Origin of the sequence: Vibrio sp. NC2 (genome assembly GCF_025195005.1) — a bacterium.
GTDB classification, from domain to species: domain Bacteria; phylum Pseudomonadota; class Gammaproteobacteria; order Enterobacterales; family Vibrionaceae; genus Vibrio; species Vibrio splendidus.
In genome coordinates, this window is record NZ_JANVFC010000009.1 from 106,111 (window position 1) to 130,970 (window position 24,860).

17 protein-coding genes are annotated in these 24,860 nt (G+C 43.9%); 7 read left to right on the forward strand and 10 right to left on the reverse strand.

The genetic code is table 11. The annotated features are described in order from the left end of the window. Nucleotides 1–20: 20 nt before the first annotated feature. Nucleotides 21–842, reverse strand: a complete 822-nt coding sequence (locus NX845_RS13755; RefSeq protein ID WP_004732042.1) for a phosphate ABC transporter substrate-binding protein — start codon at nucleotides 840–842, stop codon at nucleotides 21–23. A gap of 461 nt (nucleotides 843–1,303) precedes the next feature. On the opposite strand from NX845_RS13755, the gene NX845_RS13760 reads away from it, so the two are divergent. After that, entirely contained in the window at nucleotides 1,304–2,947 is a 1,644-nt protein-coding gene (locus NX845_RS13760; protein WP_065682261.1) for a methyl-accepting chemotaxis protein, read from the forward strand. Nucleotides 2,948–3,070: 123 nt separating this feature from the next. On the opposite strand, the gene NX845_RS13765 is transcribed toward NX845_RS13760, so the two are convergent. The 7 genes from NX845_RS13765 to NX845_RS13795 all read right to left on the reverse strand — a co-directional run bounded on the left by NX845_RS13765 (nucleotide 3,071) and on the right by NX845_RS13795 (nucleotide 13,806). Next, on the reverse strand, nucleotides 3,071–3,628 hold the full coding sequence (locus NX845_RS13765) for a DUF1566 domain-containing protein (protein WP_017081844.1): 558 nt from the start codon (nucleotides 3,626–3,628) through the stop codon (nucleotides 3,071–3,073). A gap of 2 nt (nucleotides 3,629–3,630) precedes the next feature. Then, a complete protein-coding gene (locus NX845_RS13770) occupies nucleotides 3,631–5,115 on the reverse strand; it encodes a DUF1566 domain-containing protein (protein ID WP_065682260.1) in 1,485 nt (494 codons plus the stop codon). A 4-nt stretch (nucleotides 5,116–5,119) separates the two neighbouring features. Next, nucleotides 5,120–7,447, reverse strand: coding sequence for a proprotein convertase P-domain-containing protein (locus NX845_RS13775; RefSeq protein ID WP_065682259.1), 2,328 nt, complete (start codon nucleotides 7,445–7,447; stop codon nucleotides 5,120–5,122). 9 nt (nucleotides 7,448–7,456) lie between these two features. Next, entirely contained in the window at nucleotides 7,457–9,598 is a 2,142-nt protein-coding gene (locus tag NX845_RS13780) for a TonB-dependent hemoglobin/transferrin/lactoferrin family receptor (RefSeq protein WP_017078608.1), read from the reverse strand. Continuing rightward, nucleotides 9,599–11,620, reverse strand: coding sequence for a prolyl oligopeptidase family serine peptidase (locus NX845_RS13785; RefSeq protein ID WP_065682258.1), 2,022 nt, complete (start codon nucleotides 11,618–11,620; stop codon nucleotides 9,599–9,601). 311 nt (nucleotides 11,621–11,931) lie between these two features. Further along, nucleotides 11,932–12,825 (reverse strand): lipase secretion chaperone, encoded by an 894-nt coding sequence (locus NX845_RS13790; protein ID WP_260256922.1) that lies wholly within the window; start codon nucleotides 12,823–12,825, stop codon nucleotides 11,932–11,934. A gap of 39 nt (nucleotides 12,826–12,864) precedes the next feature. Then, complete coding sequence (locus NX845_RS13795; RefSeq protein WP_017094631.1) at nucleotides 12,865–13,806, reverse strand: triacylglycerol lipase; 942 nt, start codon at nucleotides 13,804–13,806, stop codon at nucleotides 12,865–12,867. 556 nt (nucleotides 13,807–14,362) lie between these two features. On the opposite strand from NX845_RS13795, the gene NX845_RS13800 reads away from it, so the two are divergent. After that, nucleotides 14,363–15,610: an SGNH/GDSL hydrolase family protein gene (locus NX845_RS13800; RefSeq protein ID WP_108109746.1), complete on the forward strand. Its 1,248-nt coding sequence runs from the start codon at nucleotides 14,363–14,365 to the stop codon at nucleotides 15,608–15,610. Nucleotides 15,611–15,763: 153 nt separating this feature from the next. Here NX845_RS13800 and NX845_RS13805 read toward each other — a convergent pair whose 3' ends face one another. Further along, on the reverse strand, nucleotides 15,764–17,095 hold the full coding sequence (locus NX845_RS13805) for a DEAD/DEAH box helicase (RefSeq protein WP_004732064.1): 1,332 nt from the start codon (nucleotides 17,093–17,095) through the stop codon (nucleotides 15,764–15,766). Nucleotides 17,096–17,456: 361 nt separating this feature from the next. Between NX845_RS13805 and NX845_RS13810 the strand changes: the two genes are divergently transcribed. Further along, nucleotides 17,457–17,723, forward strand: a complete 267-nt coding sequence (locus NX845_RS13810) for an Lpp/OprI family alanine-zipper lipoprotein (protein WP_004732066.1) — start codon at nucleotides 17,457–17,459, stop codon at nucleotides 17,721–17,723. A gap of 146 nt (nucleotides 17,724–17,869) precedes the next feature. Here the strand turns inward: NX845_RS13810 and NX845_RS13815 are convergent, their stop codons facing one another. After that, nucleotides 17,870–18,946 carry a L,D-transpeptidase family protein gene (locus tag NX845_RS13815; protein ID WP_076649345.1) on the reverse strand — a complete coding sequence of 359 codons (1,077 nt, stop codon included), beginning with the start codon at nucleotides 18,944–18,946 and terminating at the stop codon, nucleotides 17,870–17,872. Nucleotides 18,947–19,293: 347 nt separating this feature from the next. Here NX845_RS13815 and deoD point away from each other — a divergent pair, with 347 nt between their 5' ends. The 4 genes from deoD to NX845_RS13835 all read left to right on the forward strand — a co-directional run bounded on the left by deoD (nucleotide 19,294) and on the right by NX845_RS13835 (nucleotide 24,790). Continuing rightward, entirely contained in the window at nucleotides 19,294–20,004 is a 711-nt protein-coding gene (gene deoD / locus NX845_RS13820; RefSeq protein WP_004732072.1) for a purine-nucleoside phosphorylase, read from the forward strand. Nucleotides 20,005–20,085: 81 nt separating this feature from the next. Beyond that, entirely contained in the window at nucleotides 20,086–21,555 is a 1,470-nt protein-coding gene (locus NX845_RS13825; RefSeq protein WP_029222154.1) for a lactate dehydrogenase, read from the forward strand. A gap of 185 nt (nucleotides 21,556–21,740) precedes the next feature. Continuing rightward, nucleotides 21,741–23,210 (forward strand): hypothetical protein, encoded by a 1,470-nt coding sequence (locus NX845_RS13830; protein WP_017094634.1) that lies wholly within the window; start codon nucleotides 21,741–21,743, stop codon nucleotides 23,208–23,210. Next, a complete protein-coding gene (locus NX845_RS13835) occupies nucleotides 23,210–24,790 on the forward strand; it encodes a GGDEF domain-containing protein (protein ID WP_017094635.1) in 1,581 nt (526 codons plus the stop codon). The genes NX845_RS13830 and NX845_RS13835 overlap by 1 nt, the downstream gene beginning before the upstream one ends. Nucleotides 24,791–24,860 lie beyond the last annotated feature (70 nt).

Here is a 24,860-nt window from a genome sequence, read left to right on the forward strand (position 1 = left end):
TAAGTGTTGGTCAGTTAAGATTAGTTAACTGTGATGTAGCCTTTCTTGTCAGCGATAGCTTGAGCTTCATCTGCAACCATCCAATCTAGGAATTGTTGAGTTTCAGCTGTTGGAGCGCCGGCTTTGTAAAGAACTAGGAAAGGACGAGCAACTTTGTAAGAACCGTTCTTTACGTTCTCAACTGATGCTGCTGCGCCATCGATAGTTAGAGCTTGAACTGTGTTATCTACAGTACCAAGAGAGATGAAGCCGATAGCGTATGGGTTGCTTGCTACAGAAACTTTAAGTGCGCCGTTACCGTTTGCAACTTGTGCACGTTGAGAGATAGCCGATACTTTCTTGTCGCCAATCTTCTTCTTAAGTTTCATGATGTCTTCGAATGCACCACGTGTACCAGATGCAGTATCACGAGTGATTGCTACGATTGGCTTGTCAGCACCACCAACATCTTTCCAGTTAGTGATGTCGCCTTTGTAGATTGAAGTGATTTGCTCAGCTGTAAGAGCAGATACTTCGTTATTTGGGTTAACAACAACTGCGATACCGTCACGAGCGATAACGAGCTCTTTCAGGTCAGCTGTTTTCTCTTCTTCTTTTAGGTCACGAGAAGAGATACCAAGGTCAGCACTTCCATTTTTTGCTGCTTTGATGCCTGCAGAAGAACCTGGTGCTTGAATTTCGATGAACACTGGTTCGCCTTTATTCATGTAGGTTTCTGCAAAAACTTCAACCAGTGGAGAAGCACTGTTAGAGCCAACTACAGAGATAGTTTCTTTAGCTGAAGCTGTATTCACTGTTAGAGCGCCTAGTAGTGCGATTGCACCGATAACTGTCTTTTTCATCACAAATTTCCTTTAGTGGCGTTATTGCCGTAATGTTTTGCTTGAACGAGGCCTACTTTAGAATCCGAATGTGACAGTTGTGTTTCACTTAATTGAAGCCTATATGACAACTACAATTTATTTTCTTGTTTTCCCCCTACCAAATAGCCTTGAAGTAATAAATTGGCCTAATTCATAGGCGCTGAATATTCATTCCAACCTATTTAAGCCAAACCGCTCAATATCTCGCCCCCTGTCATTACCTAATACCGCACAAGGTTCCTCGTTAAATAACCCTATCTTAAAAATGGCTAAAGCCTTGTTTGTACGATAAATAATCAGAATTTATGAAATATCTATCGCATATATAAAAATAGCATCTATTACTGATTGAATTGTCATTCTCAATAGTTAGAATCACTGATTAATAACAATAATAACAATTGCTTCTGCTCATTTACTTATTCATAGAAGGACAATACATGCGCCAACTTCTCAGTGGCTTATCAATCAAAATACAAATTCTGATTCCAGTACTCTTTTCCGTCGTACTACTTTTGACGGGTGTCATTATCGGTGGTGACAAACTGGAAAATGCTTTTAAAGATGTATCAACAGCAACAGATCAGCTGATTCTACATAAAGAAGAGCTTAGCGAAATCGTCGACAACAGCTACGGCATGCGCATCAAGGCGATCTATAGCTTATTTAATCCTGACGACGTCAAAACGCTTGTCGAAACGCTAAATCAAAAACGTGACCAAAATACTCGTCTACTGAACTCGCTTGATACCGTACCAGGCATGCAAGATGAAGTAGCCGCAATGAGCAAAGCGATGAATCACTACGTCGACTTTTCTCGCACCACCATGCTTCCTCTATTAAGAGCGAAACACGGCGATGCATCACTCGCTTCAGATTTTGATAACCGCTATCAGATCGCAATCGACCAATATCGTCACGCGGGTAACGAAATGGTGCAGGCTATCAACACGCTTTCTAAAAAGCTCAACTTACTTGCCACCCAAGAAGTCGACACCAATGGCCAGCAACACACCAGCACACTCAATACCGCAACCATCGCACTGTTAGTGATTCTTTCAATTGCATTAGTCATCAGCTGGACGCTGGCTGGCATCATTGTTAAGCCGCTTAGCAATATCCAAGAAACCATGCGCGAAGTGGCAAAAGGTAACCTGCTAGTAAAAGCCGAAGAACATGGTGACAACGAAATATCTCGCCTTGCCCAAGACGTAAACAAATCTGTTGAGCAATTGCGTGACACGGTAAGCTCACTGTCTCGAATCAGCATCGAAGTGGCTTCTGCGTCTACAGAACTAGCCGCAGTGATGACGCAATCAAGTGCTAACTCAGATCAAGAGAAGCAAGAAGTGGAGCAAGTTGCTTCCGCCGTGAACCAACTTGAGAGCACAGCAGCACACGTTAACGAGAATGCGGTACAAGCCGATTCAGCTTCCAAGCAAGCCGACGAAATGGCAACACACAGCATGAGCTTGTTTAACGAGAGCAACCAAGCTAATGAACAAATGGCGATTCAGCTGAGCGAAGCGGCAAACGTTGTAGGCACGCTAAAAGAGCACTCCGAGCAGATTGGTAAGGTAATTGAAGTAATTCAAAGCATCTCTGAGCAAACTAACCTTCTTGCACTTAATGCAGCAATCGAAGCCGCACGAGCTGGGGAAAGTGGCCGTGGTTTCGCCGTTGTTGCCGATGAAGTTCGAATGCTGGCGGCACGTACCCAAGATTCAACCAAAGAAATCCAAGCAATTATCGAAGGTTTGCAGGTTCAATCGGGTAACGCCAATGAGAGCATGAGCAGTTCACTGTCTATGTTAGAGCACAACCAAACACTCTCGGGCGAGGTAAGCGCAGCCCTTTCTGGTATTGCGAACTCGGTAACCGACATGACTGAGATTAACACTCAGGTTGCCTCTGCCGCAGAAGAGCAAAGCCAAGTGACTGCAGACATCAACCGCAATATCTCCAACATATACAGCCTAGTAAGCCAAAACGTAACCGGCATTACCCAAGCTGCAGCAGCAAGCCACGAGCTATCTAACTTAGCCGAGCAGCAAAAGCAGCAGTTGGACTACTTTAAGGTATAGGGTTTAAGGTGTAGGCTTCAAGGTCTAAGGTCTAAGGTCTAAGACTTAAGTTAAGACCTATATACCAGAACCTAAAAGGCCGTGGAAAACCACGGCCTTTTTATTTACGCATTAAGAACTAAATCATTCTGCAACTAATAAGACGCTAAATTTATATTGTGCGGCGTTGTACTGGTAAACCTCACCATTAATCGAATCAAACGTCATCACGCTCTGTCCATCACTTGCAGGAGTTGAACTCCATATATAAACGGCTAAGTTTCCAGCTTCAACGTTAAAAGTATCACCAAACACCTTGTGACTCATTGCTGGAGAGTGGCAAGCCACTTCTTTTAGTGACACTAACTCTTTGATGTTTGGCATGCGCCACTCTTTTTCACCACCGAACTGATGCAACGCATGACTGCCACTTTGATCATTGATTGATTCAACCATAGAGAGAGCACTCTGCCAGTGATACGTTTCAGCAGGCCCACTACAAGCTAATGTCTTCGTATCCCAAGTTTTACCCAGTTGGCAACGCATCCAAGTTAACCCTGTCAGTTCATCGCTAAACGTCCCATTATCATTCGCAACATAACGCGTGCTCGGAGCCGATTTTTCCATATCTAAACTGCACTCTTGTGCCATTGCACCCGCAGAAAACAGAGCCATTAAAGTGATGGAGAGTAAATTTTTCATGTCTATTTACCTTGTAGTGAAACTAAGCGAACTGGGAATTGGTACGAGTCATAATTATCTGAAGAATCGACATCACCTGAATAGATCTCTATAGAACCAACAACCCCTCTATCTGAGCCCTGGGTTCCAATCTCGTTATAATAGAAGCCACCTTCAACAGCAGTGTTTGTATATTGACTATAAGTAATGGATTGTGTCCATACCGAGCCAGTGTAAGTCGTATAGTCAATACCAAGGGTTTGATGTGGGAAGTACTTGTAAGTTAAACCATAAACTTCACCATCCGAGTTGGTTTCGGTCTCACCGAAGTCGAGCACGTTGTAGAATTCATTGAACGTTGGCAAGCGCCAATCTGACTTGCCGCATAAGTTCATTGCATTGATATGTTCAACGTAATCTTGAGTGGTACATACCGCATCACCTTTCGTTTTACAAGTCGCTAAATCAACATCTTGATCGTAAGGCGTTACTCGTCCAGGTAGCTCAAGCGCTAATATGCGATCTTTATGTTGAATAGAGCTTTCATCATCCGTTTTCGATTCCCAAATCAAGCCACTGCGTTGATCTAAAACACAAGACCACTCCGCTGCATCATCAGCAAGCACCTGGCCATTTGAATCTAACTTTGCGAACTGGAAACCATTACCGGTATTGGCATTCAGCTCTGTTTTATCAAAGCCGTATTCTGCATCTTGACCTGGGAATGAACTCTGTGGTTCAACGACATTTTGTGTGTCATCAATATCTGAGAAATAGCGTAAAACACCCGTATCATTCAATGCTGTCGCAGCTTTTAGCTCTCCTTCAAGGAAATTTGCAAAAGCAGTAACTTGATCATTATCTAGTACTCCACCCACATAATCGGCCGCACTCTTATCAAATTTCGCACTCAATTGAGCCAGCATGAACGCACGATTAGAGTGCTTAAACGCCTTAATTGTTGATACGACATTTTGTTCCAGACTCGCGAGTTCAGACGCAGATAAATCGTCTTGGATATCGCCAGAGATCGTGATGCCACTTTTCGCCAACTGCGCTTTTAATTTGTTGTTTGCTTCAGCTACCGTCAACCCATCCGCGACATAACCTGCCAATAGTGAACTGATACCATTAATCTCATTTCCCGTATTTTTTTGAAGACCGGGAGCGGCAATATAAGCGTAAGAAGAGGCAGAGCTGCTCGTGCTATTGGCTGCAATCCCCGCATCCATCTGAGCTAACAAAGGAACCGATAAAATCGACTTCTTAGTACTGGTAATACTAAATTCGCCATTCGCGTTAGCCGTCGAACTTGGCTCTCCACTATCACACATGTAGTTTTGATTTATGTCTGCACAGACCTTACTTTGTAAATCTATATTCTGTGCTGTCACTGTACCTGACACGGTATAGGTTGGTGCAGCTGATGCAGAAGTATCGGAACCGCCCGAACCACCGCAGCCAGCAAGAGCCAAAGAGATGGCCAAAATTGTCAATTGAGGTTTCATAGAGTTATCTTCTTGTTTTGTTTTTAAAGAGCCTTGCCATTAGAGACAAGTAACGCGTACTAAATGACCTGCTGAACGAGAGCAAGAACATGAATAGAATCAATATGGGTGAAGCTGAGCCACCGGAAGAGCCACTGGTAACGGTGGGTTCTTGAGGTGAAGTCGTTGTTTCTCCACATTCATATTTCGAAATCGTGCCAAGCCCCCACCGCTTTAAGTGCCCAGTTTCACCATTCACATAATCAGCGATTTCCAAACGCCATGACCCGTTAATAGGCTCACCCTTAAACGAATCGAGAATCGAGTCATGCTTAAGTGTGAAGTAACCATTAAAGCCAGAAAATCGAGTCGATTTATGGTTAAGTAAATCGACTCGTGTTCCCTTCGGTGAAATCAGGGTGGCCACTAAATCACTCAATCGAGGATGCTCGATCTCTAGGTACACTCCGAAATTGTCGTCTGCAGTTTGAGCCGTTCCATTTAGAGTGAAATTGAATGTCTTAAAGCCAACGATCGGCTGATTGGTCGAGCTAAACCGGCTATCGGGAAGATAACTGTTTACTTCTTTGATATCGGATTCAAGTACAGGTAAGCCATATACAAGGGACAAATCATGCTGCCAATTTTGTAATTTCAGTTCGTCGCTGTATCGATAGTCAACACTCGTATTCATGGTGACTGAAGAACCACACATCTCGCCTGTCGGAAGTGTCGCCTCAATCGTTAGTTGATTAACCGGAGGACTAACGAACGGCTTAACTAATTCAGAAATATTGATTTGGCCATCCACTTGAGCCTGTCTTAATGTCGGGTACAACTCAATCGTCAACGGCTTCTTTGGATTAACATAACGATCAGGAACCTCTACTTTAAATGGCTCGATGATCAATCCATGCACATCAAATTTTTGCTTCAATATTTCGACATAAGCTCGATTTGGATACAGCTGTTGAGCCACAAACAGTGTGCTCTCGGCTAAATCGTGCATTTTCAAGCCACGACCTAGCCCGTACATAGACTCAAGTATGATGGAGTCAAACTCTTTAAAAGCGAGCTCACCATATTGTTCAACCGATGCTTTCAGAGCTTGGAACAAAGGCGTTGACCAAAGCTCATCACCTAACTCACCAGCAACACTTTCATGAGGGCGATATTCCGCTTGTCTAAAGTAACGTGCTCTTTGATTCCATAGGCTACGCGTGGTATTCCTTACCCCGAAGTAACCATCCCAGTTAAAGACAGTATCTATCTCGAACTCTTGTCCACGAGTCTGTGCATTTTCATATTGAGTACGAAAACTAAAGCTGCCCGCCCAGTAATCACCAAACCCTTCACCGATTGCACCTGTATGACCGTAAGCCCAATCTTTTACTATGTGATAATGAATCCCGTGTCCAAGCTCATGCAGAATCACGTCACCATCTAACGCATCTGGAGAGCCACCGCCGATACCAAACAAAACCGCTTTGGGACCATAATAATACGTCGAGTTATCTGCAGATAAGCCTCTGCCATCGAACTCAAGAGGGGCATCAAACAGGTCAAAGCCCAAGCTGCTGATATAGCGTACAGACTGGTCTAGATGAGCAAACACCATCAATTGCGGGAATCGCACGTCTTGCCAATCCACATTTTGCAGCTCGTTCAGATCGGCAAACTTTGTAACACCTTCAGCTGCGAGAAAGTTTGAAGTGTCACGGTTCGTTGTCGCGCCGGAATCAGGGTCGATCGAATATAGAGCCGTTGCATCAACCTGTGAGACACGCTCATTGGTAAGGTAGATACCATCGCTGTGGTTCAACACCTCCACATCAGTTTGTACATAATGTGGAAGACTCGGGTATTGGCTGACATCGGTTAATAAAGTTTCTGGTGGTGCAGCTCTGTCCATAGTTCTCAAATCCGGACTGAATACGTTCACATGCGTCGCAACGACTTGACCACTGCTTAAGCTCGGCGCTCGCTCTGCTTCTAATAAACGAGGAACTTCCAGCTCAGCAGCCGTTGTCGGATTTCCGTTGAGTAACACGGTATTTTCTAAGCTTCTGAAAACGCGTGAAACCTGCTCGTCAGAGTTAGTGGATAGAACCACAGATTTCTGTTGTTGGTACTCACCTTCAATCAATACATCGAAGTTGTAGTGGCGCCCCAACTTAGACTGTGTTTCATAGCGAAACCTTAACGTACCAACCTCAGGATAAGCTTCTTCTAGATAAGTCTTAGCTTCTTGCTGCGTTGTCACAACGGTGTTACCAATTGGGTAATCCCACTCGGCAGCACTGCTTGTTGCTGAAACCAAGAACAAAGCGAGGAATAGAGGACTCTTTTTCATATGTCCTCCTTAAAACGCATACTTGGCGTTAACGGTGAAGTAGCGGCCAGGTTCTGTGGAGTAGATTTTATTGCTGTTCGCAATACCCGCAACGTCTTGGTATCGGATGTATTCTTTGTCAAATAGGTTCATCACATTGGCGCTGACATCCAAGCCAAAGTTCCAAGAGTAACTTACCCCCAAGTCGACACTCGCCCAGCCAGAGGTGGTCGCACAGTCAGTAACGATACCTAAATCATCTTCACATTGAGGTACGTTATCCATCGCTTGCGCCCAATTAACCTGCGCATAAGCGGAGAAGGCGCTATCGTCATAAGCCACCTCGGCATTGCCTTCCCAAGGAGTTAGTGTGCGAACTTTTTCTCCATCCTCATCTTCTCCATCAACGTAACCGACTTTAGTACTCACACTCCAAAAATCACTCAAACGATGCGCAATTGAAGCTTCAATGCCGTACGTCTCGACTCCATTTACGTTTTGATACTGCTTGTAGTAGTTACCTGTATTTGAGTCCGGCACAAATGTGATCTGTTTAACGTCGATAAAATTATCGAACTTCTGATAGAAAACGGCCGCATATAGCTGTGTTTGTCCGTTATCAAACTTACTGCCTAATTCAAACGAATCACTGGTTTCGGCCTCTAGGTCCATATTCGGCACAATGACAAATGGGGTAATTGGGACAAAATCATGGTTCTGATAACCATAAATTTTGTCATAACCCGGTGCTCTAAAGCCGTGGTTGTACGAAAGGTATGTGTTGAGTGATTCTGTTAACTGATAACTCACCGATAAGCTAGGTGAGAACTCGCTAGAGCTTTGTTCCTTCACTTCGTAGCCATTGATCGTGCTCTGTGACTCAGGTTTCAACTGGTGTAAATCAAAACGGGCTCCTGCCGTCACAGTCCAATGGTCAATTTCAATCGCGTCACGAATAAAAGCAGCAAAGTTGTACGAGCGAGCCGGAGCAAAAGGAACATCTGCGTTAAGTGATACTCCGTTCCAGTCTAAAACAGAAGATTGACTTGGGCGCTCATGGAGGTTGGTTTCCATATTCACACCATAAGACAAGGTATGGCTCATGTTTTGATGTTGGAAAGCACTAATAAAATCGGCGTTTGCACCAAGAAGCTGATCCGTAAAACCACGAACATCAATCGTTCTTCGTAACTCGGAAACGTTGTTGTTGGTTCGAGACATCAAACGATTAGTGGTATCTTCATTAGTCATATCACGCCAATAGATCTTGGCATCTAATTCCTCAAACCAAGTATTGGCAGGTAGGTATTCAAACCCCGCATACGCAGAAAATGTCTCGGTATAAGACTGTTGGTCAAAATCTTCAGTGTCCCATTTTCCGTCTTTTTGGATCTTAGAGGATCCTTCTTTTCGACTTAGATTATCTTTGTAGTACGCAACATTGCCTTTGAGCATCAAGGCATCACTTGACCAATAATTTAGAGTGTAACCACCACCGACGCCATCTATGTCTCGGTTATAGAGGTCCTCATCAAAGTTACGTGTTTCTTCACCTTCCCAATAAGAAAGGTTGACTAAGCTTTCGAATTTTCCTGAACGGAAAGCAAGGTTTGTCGCACCTTTGTATTTATTACTGATACCGGTATAGGTTGCAGATACGTCGCTGTAGAAATCTTTATCTCCGAGGTAATCTCCCGGTTTTTTCGTCCTAACAACCACCACGCCACCAATAGCGCCTGAACCATATACGGATGAACTCGCCCCTTTTATAACCTCAATACTTTCCAAGTTAGACATATCAAACGAGTTACGCCCTACCTTGTCATTGATGTCGTTGGCACCAAAGCCATCAGCAGACTTTATTCCGTCTTTCACAATCAAAATTCGGTTGCCTGTCATCCCACGGATCGTAATGTTTTGAGGTCGACCAGCTCCCCCAGAAACACTGACTCCAGGCTCACTCTTTATTGCGTCATAAAGCTCCGTTGCGCCTTTTCTTTCTAGATCTTCACCCGTGATCACGGCAACTGAGCCCGCGACTTCAGATAATGGTTGCTCTATTTTATTGGCTGTTACAATCACTTCTTCAAAGTGGTAAACCTCAGATTCGGCGTGCACGAGGTTGGCAGCAAGTACACTCAGTACTGCCGCTGATAGGGGGGAAAGCTTCATTTACTGCTCCGCTTTAATGTCTTTCAGGGTAAGTGATAAAAGAAATGCGTACTCAAACGCTTGTTGCGATTGGGACTGTCGCCTGTCTGTCGAGTGTCCTTGAGTAAAATTTGTCGATAATAGGTAAGGGCCGCTTCCAGTCGTAAGTTCACTGAGTTTTGCGTAATACTTAGCCCCTTCCCAATAAGGTACGCGGCGGTCATTCAGTCCAATCTGAATCAATATTGGTGGGTAGTTTTGTTCGCTAAGATTCAGATAAGGGTCATATTGCTGCATTACCTTCAATTCATCGGCGATATTTGGGTTGCCCCACTCACCGTACTGCTGAGCCGTTAGAGGTAATGCAGAATCAGACATGCTGTTCACAACATCGACAAAGGGCACTTTAAGGACAGCACCGTCAAACAAGTCAGGAGCCTGATTTAAAGCTGCAGCAACAAGAGTGCCACCAGCACTGCCACCCATCGCATAAATAGGGCGCTTACCGAGATTGTATGCAGTCAAATCACGAGCAGCGGCGATGAAATCCAAGATGGCATTTTCTTTTTTAATTCCCTTACCTGCTTGATACCAAGCGTCACCATAGAAGCCACCACCTCGAACATGTGCAATCGCATAAATTACACCCTCATCAAGTAGGCTAATGATTTGGGGCATAAAGTAGGGCTTCATCGTCATGCCATAAGCACCATATCCATACAAAAACACTGGAGAGGTCTTTGTAAGTTTATCCTTGCGATAAGCCAAAGTGACAGGGATGGATACCCCACCAGAATTCACCATGACCTGCTCGGTTTGATACGCTGATTGTTGGTATTGAGGGTAATCGTCTTGAGAAAAGCGTTCTCGTTGTAAAGTATCAGTATTCAACCGGTCCCACTTCGCAGGCTGAGTCAAAGACATGCTGCGAATGTGCAATTTGTTACTTTGATAGTCGCCAACTTGGCTTACCCAAGCAACTTGGCCTGCGTCAGCCAATAACTGGCTTGAACGATAGCGATTGTCATTATCGAAGAAGTGCAAAGATTGAGACGCGCCACTCTGACTCACAACAACAGCGCCAGACTCAAACAAATAGAAGTTACTGATTCTAGATTCGTCCGTTGGTTCAAAAACCGTTCGCCAAAGGTTGATATGTGTAGCCTGAGTAAGTGGTGCAGAGTAAAAAGCAAAATCATTGCGCTCGTGATTACTGTTGGCAAACAACATAGAACCCGCAACATCAACGTAGTATTCCACTCCCGCTTTGCGTGGTAAAAGTGGTTCAGAAACTTCGCCGCTATCAAGGTTTAACAAACGTTGCTCGCTCGAGTTTTCACTGTTTGCCTGAACCACAGCAAATTGCGTATCACTAGAAAGGTAATACGAAAGCAACCAAGCGGAATCCAGCTCTTCCGTTAATTGAATCGGCTTTGACTCATTTAAGAAGTATTTTGTTAACGCATATGGTCTCGAAGTTTGTTGTTCAAGTTGAATCAAATATAGGGATTGACCGTCTTTCGACCACGCAAGCGAACTGTCTACATTTTGAGCTACTGATGTGACTTGCTGAGTTTTAAGATCAACAACACTCACTCGATACTGTTCAGTGCCCGTAATATCTTCTGCTATCGCGAGCTTGGTTTTAGTTGAGTCGAGCGCCCAATCACCTAACTGATAGTAATCATGTTCGGCAGAACGAGCATCAATGTTAAGCAACTCGGTCAAATCCTCACTCCCAACTAATCGGGACAACAAGGCTCTTTTGCCCTTGTGATTTAGGATCGCATACTCGTAACCACCGATTTCCTGCCATGGTTTATCGGCGCGTTCAGGGCGATTGTCTTGCCATTTCTGTTGTAGGGATTCGCTCAGAGATCGAATACGTTCTTGATATAACTGAGTTTTATCATTCTGTTGATTAAGATAATTGAGTACTTTACTTGCACTACGAGAATCATCTCTGAGCCAAGAGAACTGATCAGATACGCTAACCGCTCCCGTCAGTAAGAGCGCAAAAGCTAACAACACACACGCTTTCATAAATACAACAAATCCATACGCTAATTTAATAAATTTCGCGTATACTGCACCCAAACGATAATGAGATCAATTATCATTTACATAATTATGTGAGATTAATCACGAGAAGGGCATCAATTAATAATGGATTACTATTGTAATCATGGAAGGAATTTATATTTAGATAAGCCTGATAAATCAGTCGATAGTGTTTAGTTCAATCAGAAAACTGACCGTTTACAGAATAAGCAAACGTTTACTAAGTTTGTGAAGCGACTATCTCCACTAAGGCAATTTTGAAAATTTGGCTAACGTCGTTAGCTCAGCAAACTTTACTGACCGTTCTCAGCAGCTCTGATTCTTTCAATCGCTTCTACCCTTCTCAGCTGCTGTGGCTGAAAATGAGCTTCTCTAAGCTGGGCGATCGTCTCTTTTTGTTCAATTTCTGAGAGTGCTGAGTCATTCAAAATGTCATTTCGTTCAACAAAGTAAATCTCTAAAGCTCCATCAAAGTCCGCCCTTTGTTGATCAAGCGCTTCGAGCCTCTGCGTCGCTTCTTCGCCAACCAGTTCGCTTCTCTTCAAGTATTTTCCTTGTTCATCTAGGCCTTGTGAGCTGGATAGTTGCTGTAATAACACCTGATTTTGATAACTGGCTTGAACGTAATCTGGTTGTTCAGATAGATAAGATTCAAGCCTTTGCTGATATTCTTGTTCCTCTAGCCCTTCTTGTTTCAGAAGTAACTTTTCTAAAGCGATTTCCCTCATTTTATTGTCATGGGTAAACAGGATACTTATCTCGCTCTCACTGAAAAATTGAGTTTGAAAGTCAAGCAGAGCTTGATTCAGTGCGCGTAAGTCCTCTGCGGATATTGAGGTGGTGTCGAATTGAACATCCAATGCTGTCAGTGCCGACTTGTACTCGATGTACTTTGCGAACAATGCTTCATCGACCACCGCGGCTTGTGATTGCTCGTGGTGTTTTGCCACATTGTCGCGAATATCTTCGAGGGTTAATTCGGTATTACCGGATACGAAATATTCCATCATGTCTTTGGCTGATGCGTTATCGATTTCGGTATCTTGTTGAGAGGCCACCTTCAATGAAGAAGCGCTTTGTTCGTTGTCACTATATGAATTTGGATCTTCCTTTTGTAGATACAAAAAGACCGCCGCTGTGCTCATCAGGGCTATCGTGGTTATCGACAAAATGGCGGTCTTTTTCATCATACTTTCCTTGTTCTCTTTATGAATGGGCAGTGCAACTTAAAGGCCAGCCAACTTCAATCGATTAGCGTGTTGGCGATATAGCGTCACGGGATCGGTCTCAAAGAGGTGGTGAATACCCAATAACCCATTAATCTCGTCTAGGTGGTTCATCTTGTAATCATCACCAATCACTTTGCCCAAATGCGCGCTGCATGCTCCCACTAAACCATCATTAGGTTCATTGAATGCTAAGCCAAGGATTGCCATAGCTCCGTCGGTAGGATCAAGAAGGTTGGTAAAAGTGGAAGACCCTGTCCATGAATAGTAATAAACGCCGTTACTTGCTTGCCATTCACCATCGCCACACTCAGACGTCGGAACGCCTTCAGGATAAAACTGATTGAATGCAAGCGAACCTTCGGTGGTCAACGCTTCAAGGGAAGCAAGGCCATCTTGATCAAGATCCGTTCCGCCAGATAATAGGTTGATAAGCGTCGTCAATCCACCAGCCAACTTAACCGCAATACCTTCCGCGGCTGAGCCTTCTGATACGGTTCCACGCACGAGGTCGGCGACTTTCGAGCCTTTATGAACACCACCAATGCTCGTCACCGAAGCAACCAAATCAGGACGTACTGATGCCACATAGCGCGCTGTTGGTCCGCCGTGGCTGTGACCAACTAGGTTCACCTTACTTGCCCCTGTCGCGGCTAACAGTGTTTCAACTTGAGCCAACAATTGCTCGCCACGTACTTCAGAGCTATTGGTGGCTGATACTTGCGCTACATAGACGCTCGCACCATCTTTGGTTAGGGATTCAGGTACGCCATAGAAGTAATCGACACCCGCTAATGTATCGAAACCAAACAGACCATGTACCAACATAATGGGGTATTTCGTTTGTGTGTATCCACTGACCTCTAATGCCGATGCGCTTGTTCCGGCATAAGCGCCAAAACTGGATAGACAGGCTATCGTCCAAATTAATATCTTTTTCAATGCTCTTTCCTTAAACAGATTAGACCTCTGATGAGTAAAGAACCGTAGTTGATGATTTTATAAAACAGAAAATAGCAACTCGATATTTGTGATGTTGAACTTGAATTAAACAGTTGTGATGAACATTAGACAAATAGAATCAGACCAGACATCGAAATACAATAAGCTATTGATTAAATTAATATTTAATAAGAAACCATGAAGCTATAACTTCAATTATCTTGACCAAATAAAAACCAACATTCACAAAACAATTTATCTCGTTTAGATCTTCGGCGACAAACTGGCAAGTCATAGCCCACTAAAATCGAATATTAATGATAAATCCCTCGCTTCGACTTGATTGTTTTTCAACCAGAAAGTCGTTGGAAATTTGATACTTATACCAATTATGAAACGCCAACAACCTGAATGTATTGACGAGAATTATTGATTCTAGATATAGGTCGTACCAGTTGTTTACTTATCCAACTATCAACAAACAAGAGGCAACAAGAAATAGACAACAAGCAACAACGTTTTGTTTGGCTCACTAAATACAAAAGAGAATACAGTGATGAAAAATACGGCTTTAATACTCGCGTTAACCATACCATTTGGGGCTTATGCTGCTGATGACTCGATACCGACACCAGAATCGATGACATCCGCACAAGTGCTCAGCACACAAGGTTCAGAGACCTATTCTTATGTTCGATGTTGGTATCGAACCGATGCATCGCACGACTCTGCAGCCACCGACTGGAAGTGGGCGAAAAAAGAAAACGGCGACGATTACACGATCAACGGATATTGGTGGTCTTCTGTCTCTTTCAAGAACATGTTCTACAGTGATACCCCACAGTCTGAAATCAAACAGCGTTGCGAACAGACTCTCGGCATCCAACATGACGCAGCTGACATTACCTACTTTGCCGCAGACAACCGCTTCTCTTACAATCACTCCATCTGGACCAACGATAACGCTGTGCAAGCCAATACCATTAATCGCATTGTCACTTTTGGTGATAGCCTCTCTGACACTGGGAACCTATTTAATGGCTCTCAATGGGTTTTCCCAAATGCAAACTCATGGTTTCTAGGGCACTTTTCAAACGGTTTGGTTTGGACCGAATATTTAGCAAAAGCCAAAGACGTTCCTCTTTATAACTGGGCCGTCGGTGGCGCAGCAGGTACCAATCAATACGTGGCACTGACTGGCGTCTATGATCAAGTCTCCTCTTACCTAACCTACATGAAAGTCGCTAAAAACTACCGCCCAGAAAACTCACTATTTACTCTGGAATTTGGCCTCAATGACTTTATGAATTACGACCGAGAAGTCGCTGATGTGAAAGCTGATTTCAGTAGCGCTTTAATCCGATTAACGGAATCTGGTGCGAGTAATATTCTACTGTTTACATTGCCCGATGCGACCAAAGCCCCGCAATTCAAATACTCGACTGAGCAAGAGATCATTAAAGTTCGTGGCAAGATCTTAGAGTTCAACCAATTCATCAAAGCGCAGGCCGAGTATTACCAAAGCCACGGGAAAAACGTGGTGTTGTTCGATGCAAGTGCATTGTTCGCCAACATTACCGATGACCCAGAACAACATGGCTTTCGAAACGCGAGTGACGCCTGTCTTGATATTAATAGAAGCTCAGCAGCAGACTACTTACGAAGCCATAGCTTGACTAATGATTGCGCAACCTATGGTTCAGACAGCTATGTATTCTGGGGCGTGACACACCCAACTACAGCGACTCATAAATACATTGCCGATCATATTTTGGCGTACTCGTTCTCTACCTTTGATTTCTAACGAGGAAACCTCGTCGAGTATCATCAAATACCGTCTGTAAGTACCAGAAGCTAAGGGCTTACACGAAGTACAGGTATAAAAAAACCGCCATCATCGGCGGTTTTTTATTTGCATCAACCTTTCAAAGCTAAGCTTTTAGGTCACGCAAGTTGATTACTCGTCGTCCACTTTTGGTGCGACTTTCTTCTTAGGGATAAACACGGTATCACCCACAGCCACATTTTGGTGGAAGCTCTTATCGCGCTTAACCGGTTTTTTCGGCGTTTTCTTAACTTGGGTGCTGGTCTTCTTCTTCGCAGGTCCGCCTTTAGCAAAAGCAGGTTTACGAGGCTTAATACCTTTGAATTTACCTTTTAGACCTTCAAGCACAGAGAAAGTAAGATCTTGTTGAAGGTAAAGCTCAACACGCTTAAAGCTGTCCCAGTCTTTTGGACCAACCAAAGAGATTGCATCACCTTTGTTACCCGCACGACCAGTACGACCAACACGGTGCACGTACTCTTCTGTATGCTTAGGCATATCAAAGTTGATAACGTGGCTTACGTTTGGAATATCGATACCACGCGAAGCAACATCGGTTGTTACCAAGATCTTGTAAACCGCACGCTCAAATTGACTCATGATCGCGTTACGTTGCGTTTGGTTTAGGTTGCCACTCAATGCAACGGCTTTAAGCTTCTTCTCGTTTAACTTATCCGTTAAACGATCAGTATCGGCACGAGTTGCGGTGAAGATCATCACCTGACGGTATTCAGCTTCTTCAATCACACGATCCAAAATCGCTTCTTTATGATCGAGATGGTCACACAGGTAGAACTTCTGAGTGATATCAAGGTGCTGCTCGTTAGAAACACCAACAGAGATACGCTTAGGTGCGTCTAGCATTTCATTTGCAATGCCATTCACTTCCGCGTGATCAAGCGTCGCAGAAAACATCAACGTTTGACGACGACGGTGCTTAGCTGCATTTGCAATGCGACGCAATTCAGGTGCGAAACCTAAATCCAGCATACGGTCAGCTTCATCAAGAATTAGCGTTTCAACACCATCTAAAAACAGTGAGCGGTGCTCAAGGTGATCGGCCAGACGACCTGGAGTCGCAACAATAAAACGAGGGTACTTACGCAGGGCTTTAACTTGGTCGTTAAAGTTTTCGCCACCCAAGATAAGTGTGGCTTCGTAAGACAGACCGCCAAGCATGCTACGCAGCTCGCCGTAAACTTGTTTTGCTAGCTCACGAGTAGGAGCCAAAATTACACCACGAGGATCTTTAGCAGAAAACGCTTTTGTTTTTAATGCTTTATGTATCATCGGCAACACAAACGCCAATGTTTTACCTGATCCCGTTTTTGATGAAGCCAATAGATCCTTACCAGCAATAGCAACAGGGATCGCTTTTGATTGGATCTCTGTCGCTTTCTTGAAGTCGTAATGTTTTAAGTTCTTCAGTAAGCGGTTATCTAAGCCTAAATCTTTAAAGTGCAAAGGACTCTCCAGTCATGATGGTATTGAATAAAATTAATTTAACGTGACATGATACCGCGAAAGTACTTTATAAGGATAGAGATCACAGTAAATTTATCCTTTTATCTGATGTTAACTAGAATATTGTATGCGTTGCTAACAAAGGGACCACTCTCCAAAGTAGTATCAAAACGACCTCGAAACCCCTCATCTCAGAAATGAGACAGAACGTGATGCTTAGCTAATTACCTCAAAAATTTAGCAATTTCTTTAGTTATTGTTTTTGCAGTTAAAAAATTAGTCGCTACAATCATTAATGAAGCGACTATATGATAAAGAATGTATAGCGCATCTTTTGATGATAAATAAGCAAGGAGTTCTTATGAATAAGACGTTAATCGCAGCTGCAGCCTCAGTATTTATTTTAGCTGGTTGTTCTTCAGAACCTGAAGAAGCAGCAGTATCAGAAATGGACCAACTAACTAACCAAGTTGCTGAGCTAAGCAGCGAAGTAGAAGCACTTAAGAGTGACAAAGCGGCTGCTGAAATGAAAGCTCAAGAAGCATCAGCTGCGGCTATGGCAGCAAAAGAAGAAGCGGATCGTGCTAACGACCGTATCGATAACATTGCTGAGTCTTACACTAAGTAATTGAGATAGAAACTCAATGAAGCTGTAGATTTCAAAAGACGTATATACATGCAGTAAATTGAAAACACCACCTCTTTCGAGGTGGTGTTTTTTTATTGAGGGAAAAGAAAAAGAAGGCTATTGGGCTTTACTCACAACCGATCAAATTAGAACTCAATCACAGGCGGTGCTATTTCAACAGGCACACCATTTTGAGCAAAGATCACCGCTTTCGCCTTTGAATTAGGCAGATCTGCGTCTTCAAGCCACCATTTTAGTTCAACAGGGATTTGCAGTAATTTCTTAGAGCCATCACTTCGCGTCAAAGGTTCGTGAGCTTCAACAAATACACTTCTATCTGGCTCCAAAGACACCTTAATCGGCTCATCGATTATTGTGACTTGTTCACCACGACTCACCTGTTCAAAAAGCCACTCGATATCTTTAGGTTCCATACGGATACACCCAGAACTGACTCTCAAACCTATCCCGAAATCCTTATTAGTACCATGTATCAGATAATCACCAGCACCATAAGCAAGTCGCAATGCATATTCACCTAAAGGATTTTCAGGCCCAGCGGGAACCACTCTTGGTAGCTCAATCCCTTTTTCTAAGTACTCTTTGCGAATTGAGCTTGGAGGAGTCCAGGTCGGGTTAGGTCTTTTTTGGCTGATCTTAGTGATCATCTCGGGAGTATCACGCCCTACTCGACCAATACCGACAGGGAAAACATGCACCTGATTTTTCTCAGGCTCAAAGTAGTACAACCTCAACTCGGCAAGGTTAATCACAATGCCTTTTCTCGGAGTATCCGGCAGAATCAAACGGCTAGGAATACTTAACACATAGCCTTCAGCAGGAAGAAAAGGGTCGACCCCTTTGTTTGCCGCCATTAAAGAGAGAAAGCCAATATCGTATTGCTTTGCAATGATCGCCAAGGTTTCACCCGCCGCAACTTCGTGTTGCTGTATTCTGCCCACGATACGGCTTTCTGTTGGTGGCAACTCAAAAGTTGCAGCAGACACCCACGACGAAGTCATCGCGCCAGCAAGCAAAATGATTACCCGAGCAAGTAAAGCTGTTCTCACAGCAAACAAAGTCGTTCTAATCGTAATCAATGTGGACTTAACAGCGATCAATGTGGATTTAACAGCGACCAACGCTAGCTTATGTAACCTTGTTTTCGTCTGTAACTGTGTTTTCATCGAGTGCGAAGGCGTCGAGTTAGCGCAATACGACATACAATTCCTTGGTTTGTCTCTTTATCAAAGTTTAGATTATCGCTGATCAAACGTCTCTACAACGTATTGTTGCCTCCAAGGCAATATGCAACAGATTTAAATTTCGAGCTTTATCTTTAAATATCGAGCAATTTACCCATACAAAATCGATTGCCTTTACGCTTTCAACATATTTGGTTATCAATATTAATAAAACTATAATGGCAAAGCGGTTTTGTGACTAAAGTCTCATGGAGCCTCGTTTTAACTCGCTAATATTGCCTCAACAAAACGAATTCAATTCAACAGAATCGGTAATTGATTAAATCCTGTTCCTATCATTACCGTTTAAACTTTGGAGAACGACCATGGCTACACCTCATATTAATGCTCAAGCTGGTGATTTCGCAGAAACAGTACTTATGCCGGGCGACCCGCTTCGCGCAAAATACATTGCAGAAACATTCCTTGATGACGTGAAGCAAGTTTGTGACGTTCGCAACATGTTTGGTTACACAGGCACTTACAAAGGTAAGAAAGTTTCTGTAATGGGCCACGGTATGGGTATCCCATCATGCTGCATCTACGTACACGAGCTTATCGCTGAATACGGCGTGAAAAACGTTATTCGCGTAGGTAGCTGTGGTGCGGTACGTGACGACGTTAAACTAATGGACGTTGTTATCGGTATGGGTGCTTCTACAGACTCAAAAGTAAACCGCATTCGTTTCAACAACCACGACTTCGCTGCAATCGCTGATTTCGGTCTTCTAGAAGAAGCTGTAAACCAAGCACGTGCACAAGAAGTTCCAGTTAAAGTTGGTAACGTATTCTCTGCAGACCTTTTCTACACTCCAGAAGCTGACCTTTTCGAGAAAATGGAAAAGCTAGGCATCCTTGGTGTTGATATGGAAGCGGCTGGTATCTACGGTGTTGCTGCGGATCTTGGTGCTAAAGCACTAACCATCCTAACAGTGTCTGACCACATCATCCGTGGTGAGAAATTAAGCTCTGAAGATCGTCAAAAATCTTTCAACGACATGATGAAAGTTGCTCTAGAGACTGCAATCAACATCTAACGACTTGAATAAGATACATTGAAAAGCGTTACCCCGCAGCCAAGCTTACTTGGCTGCTCAAATAATCCCGAGGGGGAGATCGTGTCTAACGACAAGCTGCCAAAAGATGCGGATGGTTTGCAACTCAACTTTTGTAAAACATTGGCGTGTGACAACTTTGGCTTGAGCGATGCAAAACGGTATGTTTTGCAACACGCAAACCCTAAGCGTCCGGCGATGGTTTGTCGTGAATGTGGAGCTTTCCCCCCCTTACTTAACAATCGTGAAGTGTTAAGCGAACTTCATCGCCTAAGACAACTTCACAGCGATGGCCTTCCTGCTTGCCGCAATGATGATTGCGATAACTTTGGCCTATCGGTTCACACCCACAAACATCTTTATCATGCCTTCGGTTACAGCGGTGACAGGCAGCGTTATCGATGCAAAGACTGCCAATCAACCTTCGTTGACAAGTGGTCTGGATCCAATAAAAAACTTCAGTTTCAAGAGAACCTCATGGGCTTGTTGTTCATGGGCTATTCCGTACGTGAAATCTGCAGAAAACTAGAGATCAACCCAAAGACTTTCTATGATCATGTTGACCACATCGCGAGCCGTTGCCGTCGTAAATTAGCGATGATCGATGCACGATGGGTTAATCATGCCAAAGATTATCAATTCGCTTCTCACTATCAACGTCTACAACCGCAAAGCAACAATGGTGTGGTTTGGATAGCGACGGGTGAGGCGCATTCTGGCTATATCCTTTGCCAACACGTCAACTATTCTCAAAATGAAGAGCCTTCAGGGAATGTTGATCACAATCCTTACGATGACGTTGCGCGTTTTGTATCCAAAGATCACTCATCAGAAGCGAACCTCGAACAACCTCAGCCATCTGACAAGTTGAAAGAGCGTATTGAACAGCAGTACCAAGTGATTTTAGCGAGAGGTAACGTTGAGGATCCTATGGGTAACCTCACCACATTTAGCTACCCTTCGAAAGGCGCGCTGATTCGACCGCCTTATACCTCTTATGCTCACTTCCTACATGTGCTTGATATGTGTAATGAAGATAAGCATGTCGCTATCTATATGCCACAAGATCCATTACTAAGATCTGCCGCTTTAAGTGTATGTTTGCCGCGCATTCAGAGTCAAAATATTGACCTTATGTATGTAGAGGAAGATCCCGGCTGGCAAGACGATCAAAGTTTCGAAAAGATCGACATCGTTCACATGAGTTGGTGGCGCGATCGTTGGGCTATCGCAAATCAAGGTGATAACCAGAAAGGTATTTGCTACCTAACGGGTAACAATCCAGAACCAAAACAGTGGTTTAACACTGCCTCAATTCAGCAAACCAAGTTCTATCAACAACGCTTCCAGCTGTTATTTGATAGCTTCATTAATGAGCCCAGACGTAAGCTTCGTCCTGGGGGCATTCTTCCATTACTCGACATATTTAGAGCTTGGCACAATCTGTGCTACCAAGATAAGCAAGGGCTCACGGCAGCGCAGCGCTTAGGTGTAGCAGAGCAGCCATTGACCCTAAAGCAACTACTTTCATAGAAACAGACCTCTAGATAATTATTCGGGAACTCATTGATTTTAAAGCAACAACATGAGGTAACACCCATAATTGGAAAAGATACATGTTCCTTTAAGGCCCTAAGAAAGATAATTGGTGCTTATCTCAAATCACACTCTTATAATGATTGTGTTATCAATATGTTCGATAATTATGGATCTAACTCTTGGACAAAAATCAGTACCTTCTTGAAGCAGAACTAGAACAACTCAAAACTCGTGTCGACTCTGAGCCATCGGTGATCCTAGAGATTGCTCAACAGTGCCTAGTCCGATCGGAGCAAGTTCTGTTTGAAGAGGGTGCTATCCAGTCGTTAATGTTAATGGCAAGGTGTAGCTGGAACCTGATGGATTACCAAAAAGGTTTGAAGTACATCAAGGAAGCCTATAAGCGCCAGAACCGATTAGATACCGACCTTTTCCTCCCTGAAATCCTCCATTTACACGCGCTCCAGTACTGGGGACAAGCCAAGTACTATTCCGCCCAACAGTTCTGGATCAATGCCTTAGAGCAATCTGCACTGGTTGATGAAGTCGAGATTCAAATTGAATGTCTCATTGGGCTTGGCAACATTTGGCGAATGACTCATGAATATAAGCTTGCACGTTCTACCCATCAGCTTGCCGTTAAAGTGGCTAACAACAGCCGCATTGGTTGGCTAGAAGGCAAAGCAAGAATACTGCTCGCTTGGGATTACTACCTGCTTAACAACTATGTTGAAATGCTGTCGGTACTCGACGGTGCAGAAGAAGCGTTAAAAGAGCATAAAGATAACACTTGGCATGCCGAAGTATGGGACTTTCGAGGCCTTGCTCTGCTTGGGCTTGAACGCCTAGATGATGCAGAGCGCGCGACAGCCAAAGCGCACAATCTAGCCGTAGAACACAACCTCGTTTGGATGAAAGCGCACTCTTACATCAGTCGAGCTCGATTGGAGCTCCTGAGAAAAAGACCAGAACATGCGGCAGAATTGCTGAAACTCGCTGAACACTCTGCAAATGAATTCGATAATGGTGAGTTGCTTAGCCAGATTTGTTACCAACAATCCTTGGTTGCAGAAGAAAACCAAGATTTCAAAGCTGCGTTGGTCGCCTTTAAAAAGTACCGTCAATATTCCATCGGTATGCTTAAAGAGCAAACTAATCGTGTCGGTTTAGACAAAGCGCGCAGTTCAAAACGCCAGCTTGAACAGAGAGCACGAAAGCTGATTAATCGTATTCGTGGCCAGCATGAGTACGATCCTGAAAAGCACCTCTCTTATGTCGTTTCTGAAACCTTTTGGTGGGAGAAGCTGGTCCTCTTTAAGACAGAACTTAAGCGCTCGAACCACAGCATCATTATGTTCCATCATGTCGATACCGATTACTTAGATGTCTGTACCGAGATTGCTCATACCTTGTGTAATCAAAACGACTTCATCGCTAGGCTGAGTTCAGAGCGTGTTGCTATGATGCTTTCAGAGAAAGGCGAAGCCGCAGAACAAACCTTCCAAACTCTCAGCACCATGCTAGAAATATATCCATGGCATAGAAAAGGATTAAAAGGTTCGAGACCTACCGTCAGCCTCAATGATATTTTGACGTTCCCGTTCACTCTTGAACAATTAGAAGAAGACGATGCTGAGGTAATAGAATAATGGAAACCCTATTACGCAAGATCACAGATGCTGGTTTAGACCCTTCATCGGTATCGGGTGAAGAAGCGATCATATTCTGGAACCACATTCGCCAGCACGTTTCGACCACGCAAACTGAGCAAGCGCACTGCTATATCATCAGCTCTGAGTACCGTGCCGAGTTACAACAAAATCAAACCAGTATCGAAGAACTCAGGCTGGCACTCGACCTACTCCACCTTCCTGTTGATATCGAAGACATTCTCACAGTAAAGACCAGCCTAAGCGACCGCTTGGTTGAAATTGGTGATTACACATCGGCACTGAATGAATTCGTCAGCTCATCGACAATTGCGGTTGAACACGGCCATATCGATGAATATGTATTGGCTATCTTAGGCATGGGGAACCTGTGTGATGCCTATGGTGATCACAACAGAGCTCTTCGCTATTACCAAAAAATCAGCAGTATAGACCACGCGATAAGCAGTCGCTCACTTCGCCTCAAATTCAAGCTGCATATGGTAGCAAGCCTACTTCTGCTCAACCGCATTACCGCGGCCAGCGATTTACTGAATGAGTGCGAAGAATTAAGTATTCTAGTGAGTGACAAGTTGCTCACAGCTCAAATATTGCTCTACCAAGCGAAAGTGCTTCGTGCTAAGAAAAAATACCATGAAGCCTTACGTTGCCTATCAAAAGTTCAATACCCAGCCAACAGCACTCAAGCAAGCTGGCTCGCAACCATGACTCGTCTCGAGTTAGCACATTGCCTAAGTGCAACCGGAAAGCAAGACTATGCGAGCATGATTTTGTCGAGCACAGACAAACGTGTAAAAGCCTACTCATCGCCAGTGCTTGCGAAGCGTTTCTATGACTCTTTGAGTGACGTATGTATGAATCAGGGCCGTTTTCAAGAAGCTCTAAGCTATGAGAAAAAAGGTTACCGAATTGAAACGGATCTGATGAAGCAGATCCCGATCAGCGAACTTGGTGCAAGCCAACTACGCCGCCTATCGCGTTTTGAGTTACAACTCAAACTCATTCTCTCTGAACAAGAAAATAGAGAACTCAAAGAGACGACTGAACAACACAAGAATACAGTTGCTCAACTACAACAAGATGTTTTCACCGACCCACTGACCGGGTTACACAACCGTCGATGGTTAGATGTGAAACTAAAAGACCTGCTGCTTCACGAAGCACCTTTCGCATTAATGGTTGTTGATATCGACCACTTTAAGTCTATCAATGATGAATTAAGCCACTTAGTGGGTGATAAAGCGATTGTCAGCGTTTCTCAAGAGTTACGTTCATACTTTAAGTTTAGAGGCGCGTCATGTGTCAGATTTGGCGGAGAAGAATTCCTCGTCATTCTTGAGAACACTGATCTTCCTAAAGCAGAAATGCACTCTGAAAATTATCGAGAGCGCATCTTCCAATTCGGTTGGCATGAGATACTTGGGGAGCGCGGTTTGACCGTAAGTATCGGTATCACTTTACATCGTGACGGAGAGAATACTCAGCGTACCTTCTATCGTGCCGATAAAGCGCTATACCGAGCTAAAGCCAACGGCCGTAATCAAGTGTGTACAGAGTAGTGGCATGTAGCTCTGTGACTCTATAGCTCTGTAGCTCTGTAGCTCTGTAGCTCTGTAGCTCTGTAGCCAA

Bases quoted from the DNA above. Each gene is read 5' to 3' on its own strand.
- NX845_RS13755 (WP_004732042.1), bottom strand. From the start codon at position 842: ATGAAAAAGACAGTTATCGGTGCAATCGCACTACTAGGCGCTCTAACA.
- NX845_RS13760 (WP_065682261.1), top strand. From the start codon at position 1,304: ATGCGCCAACTTCTCAGTGGCTTATCAATCAAAATACAAATTCTGATT.
- NX845_RS13765 (WP_017081844.1), bottom strand. From the start codon at position 3,628: ATGAAAAATTTACTCTCCATCACTTTAATGGCTCTGTTTTCTGCGGGT.
- NX845_RS13770 (WP_065682260.1), bottom strand. From the start codon at position 5,115: ATGAAACCTCAATTGACAATTTTGGCCATCTCTTTGGCTCTTGCTGGC.
- NX845_RS13775 (WP_065682259.1), bottom strand. From the start codon at position 7,447: ATGAAAAAGAGTCCTCTATTCCTCGCTTTGTTCTTGGTTTCAGCAACA.
- NX845_RS13780 (WP_017078608.1), bottom strand. From the start codon at position 9,598: ATGAAGCTTTCCCCCCTATCAGCGGCAGTACTGAGTGTACTTGCTGCC.
- NX845_RS13785 (WP_065682258.1), bottom strand. From the start codon at position 11,620: ATGAAAGCGTGTGTGTTGTTAGCTTTTGCGCTCTTACTGACGGGAGCG.
- NX845_RS13790 (WP_260256922.1), bottom strand. From the start codon at position 12,825: ATGAAAAAGACCGCCATTTTGTCGATAACCACGATAGCCCTGATGAGC.
- NX845_RS13800 (WP_108109746.1), top strand. From the start codon at position 14,363: ATGAAAAATACGGCTTTAATACTCGCGTTAACCATACCATTTGGGGCT.
- NX845_RS13810 (WP_004732066.1), top strand. From the start codon at position 17,457: ATGAATAAGACGTTAATCGCAGCTGCAGCCTCAGTATTTATTTTAGCT.
- NX845_RS13815 (WP_076649345.1), bottom strand. From the start codon at position 18,946: ATGTCGTATTGCGCTAACTCGACGCCTTCGCACTCGATGAAAACACAG.
- deoD (WP_004732072.1), top strand. From the start codon at position 19,294: ATGGCTACACCTCATATTAATGCTCAAGCTGGTGATTTCGCAGAAACA.
- NX845_RS13835 (WP_017094635.1), top strand. From the start codon at position 23,210: ATGGAAACCCTATTACGCAAGATCACAGATGCTGGTTTAGACCCTTCA.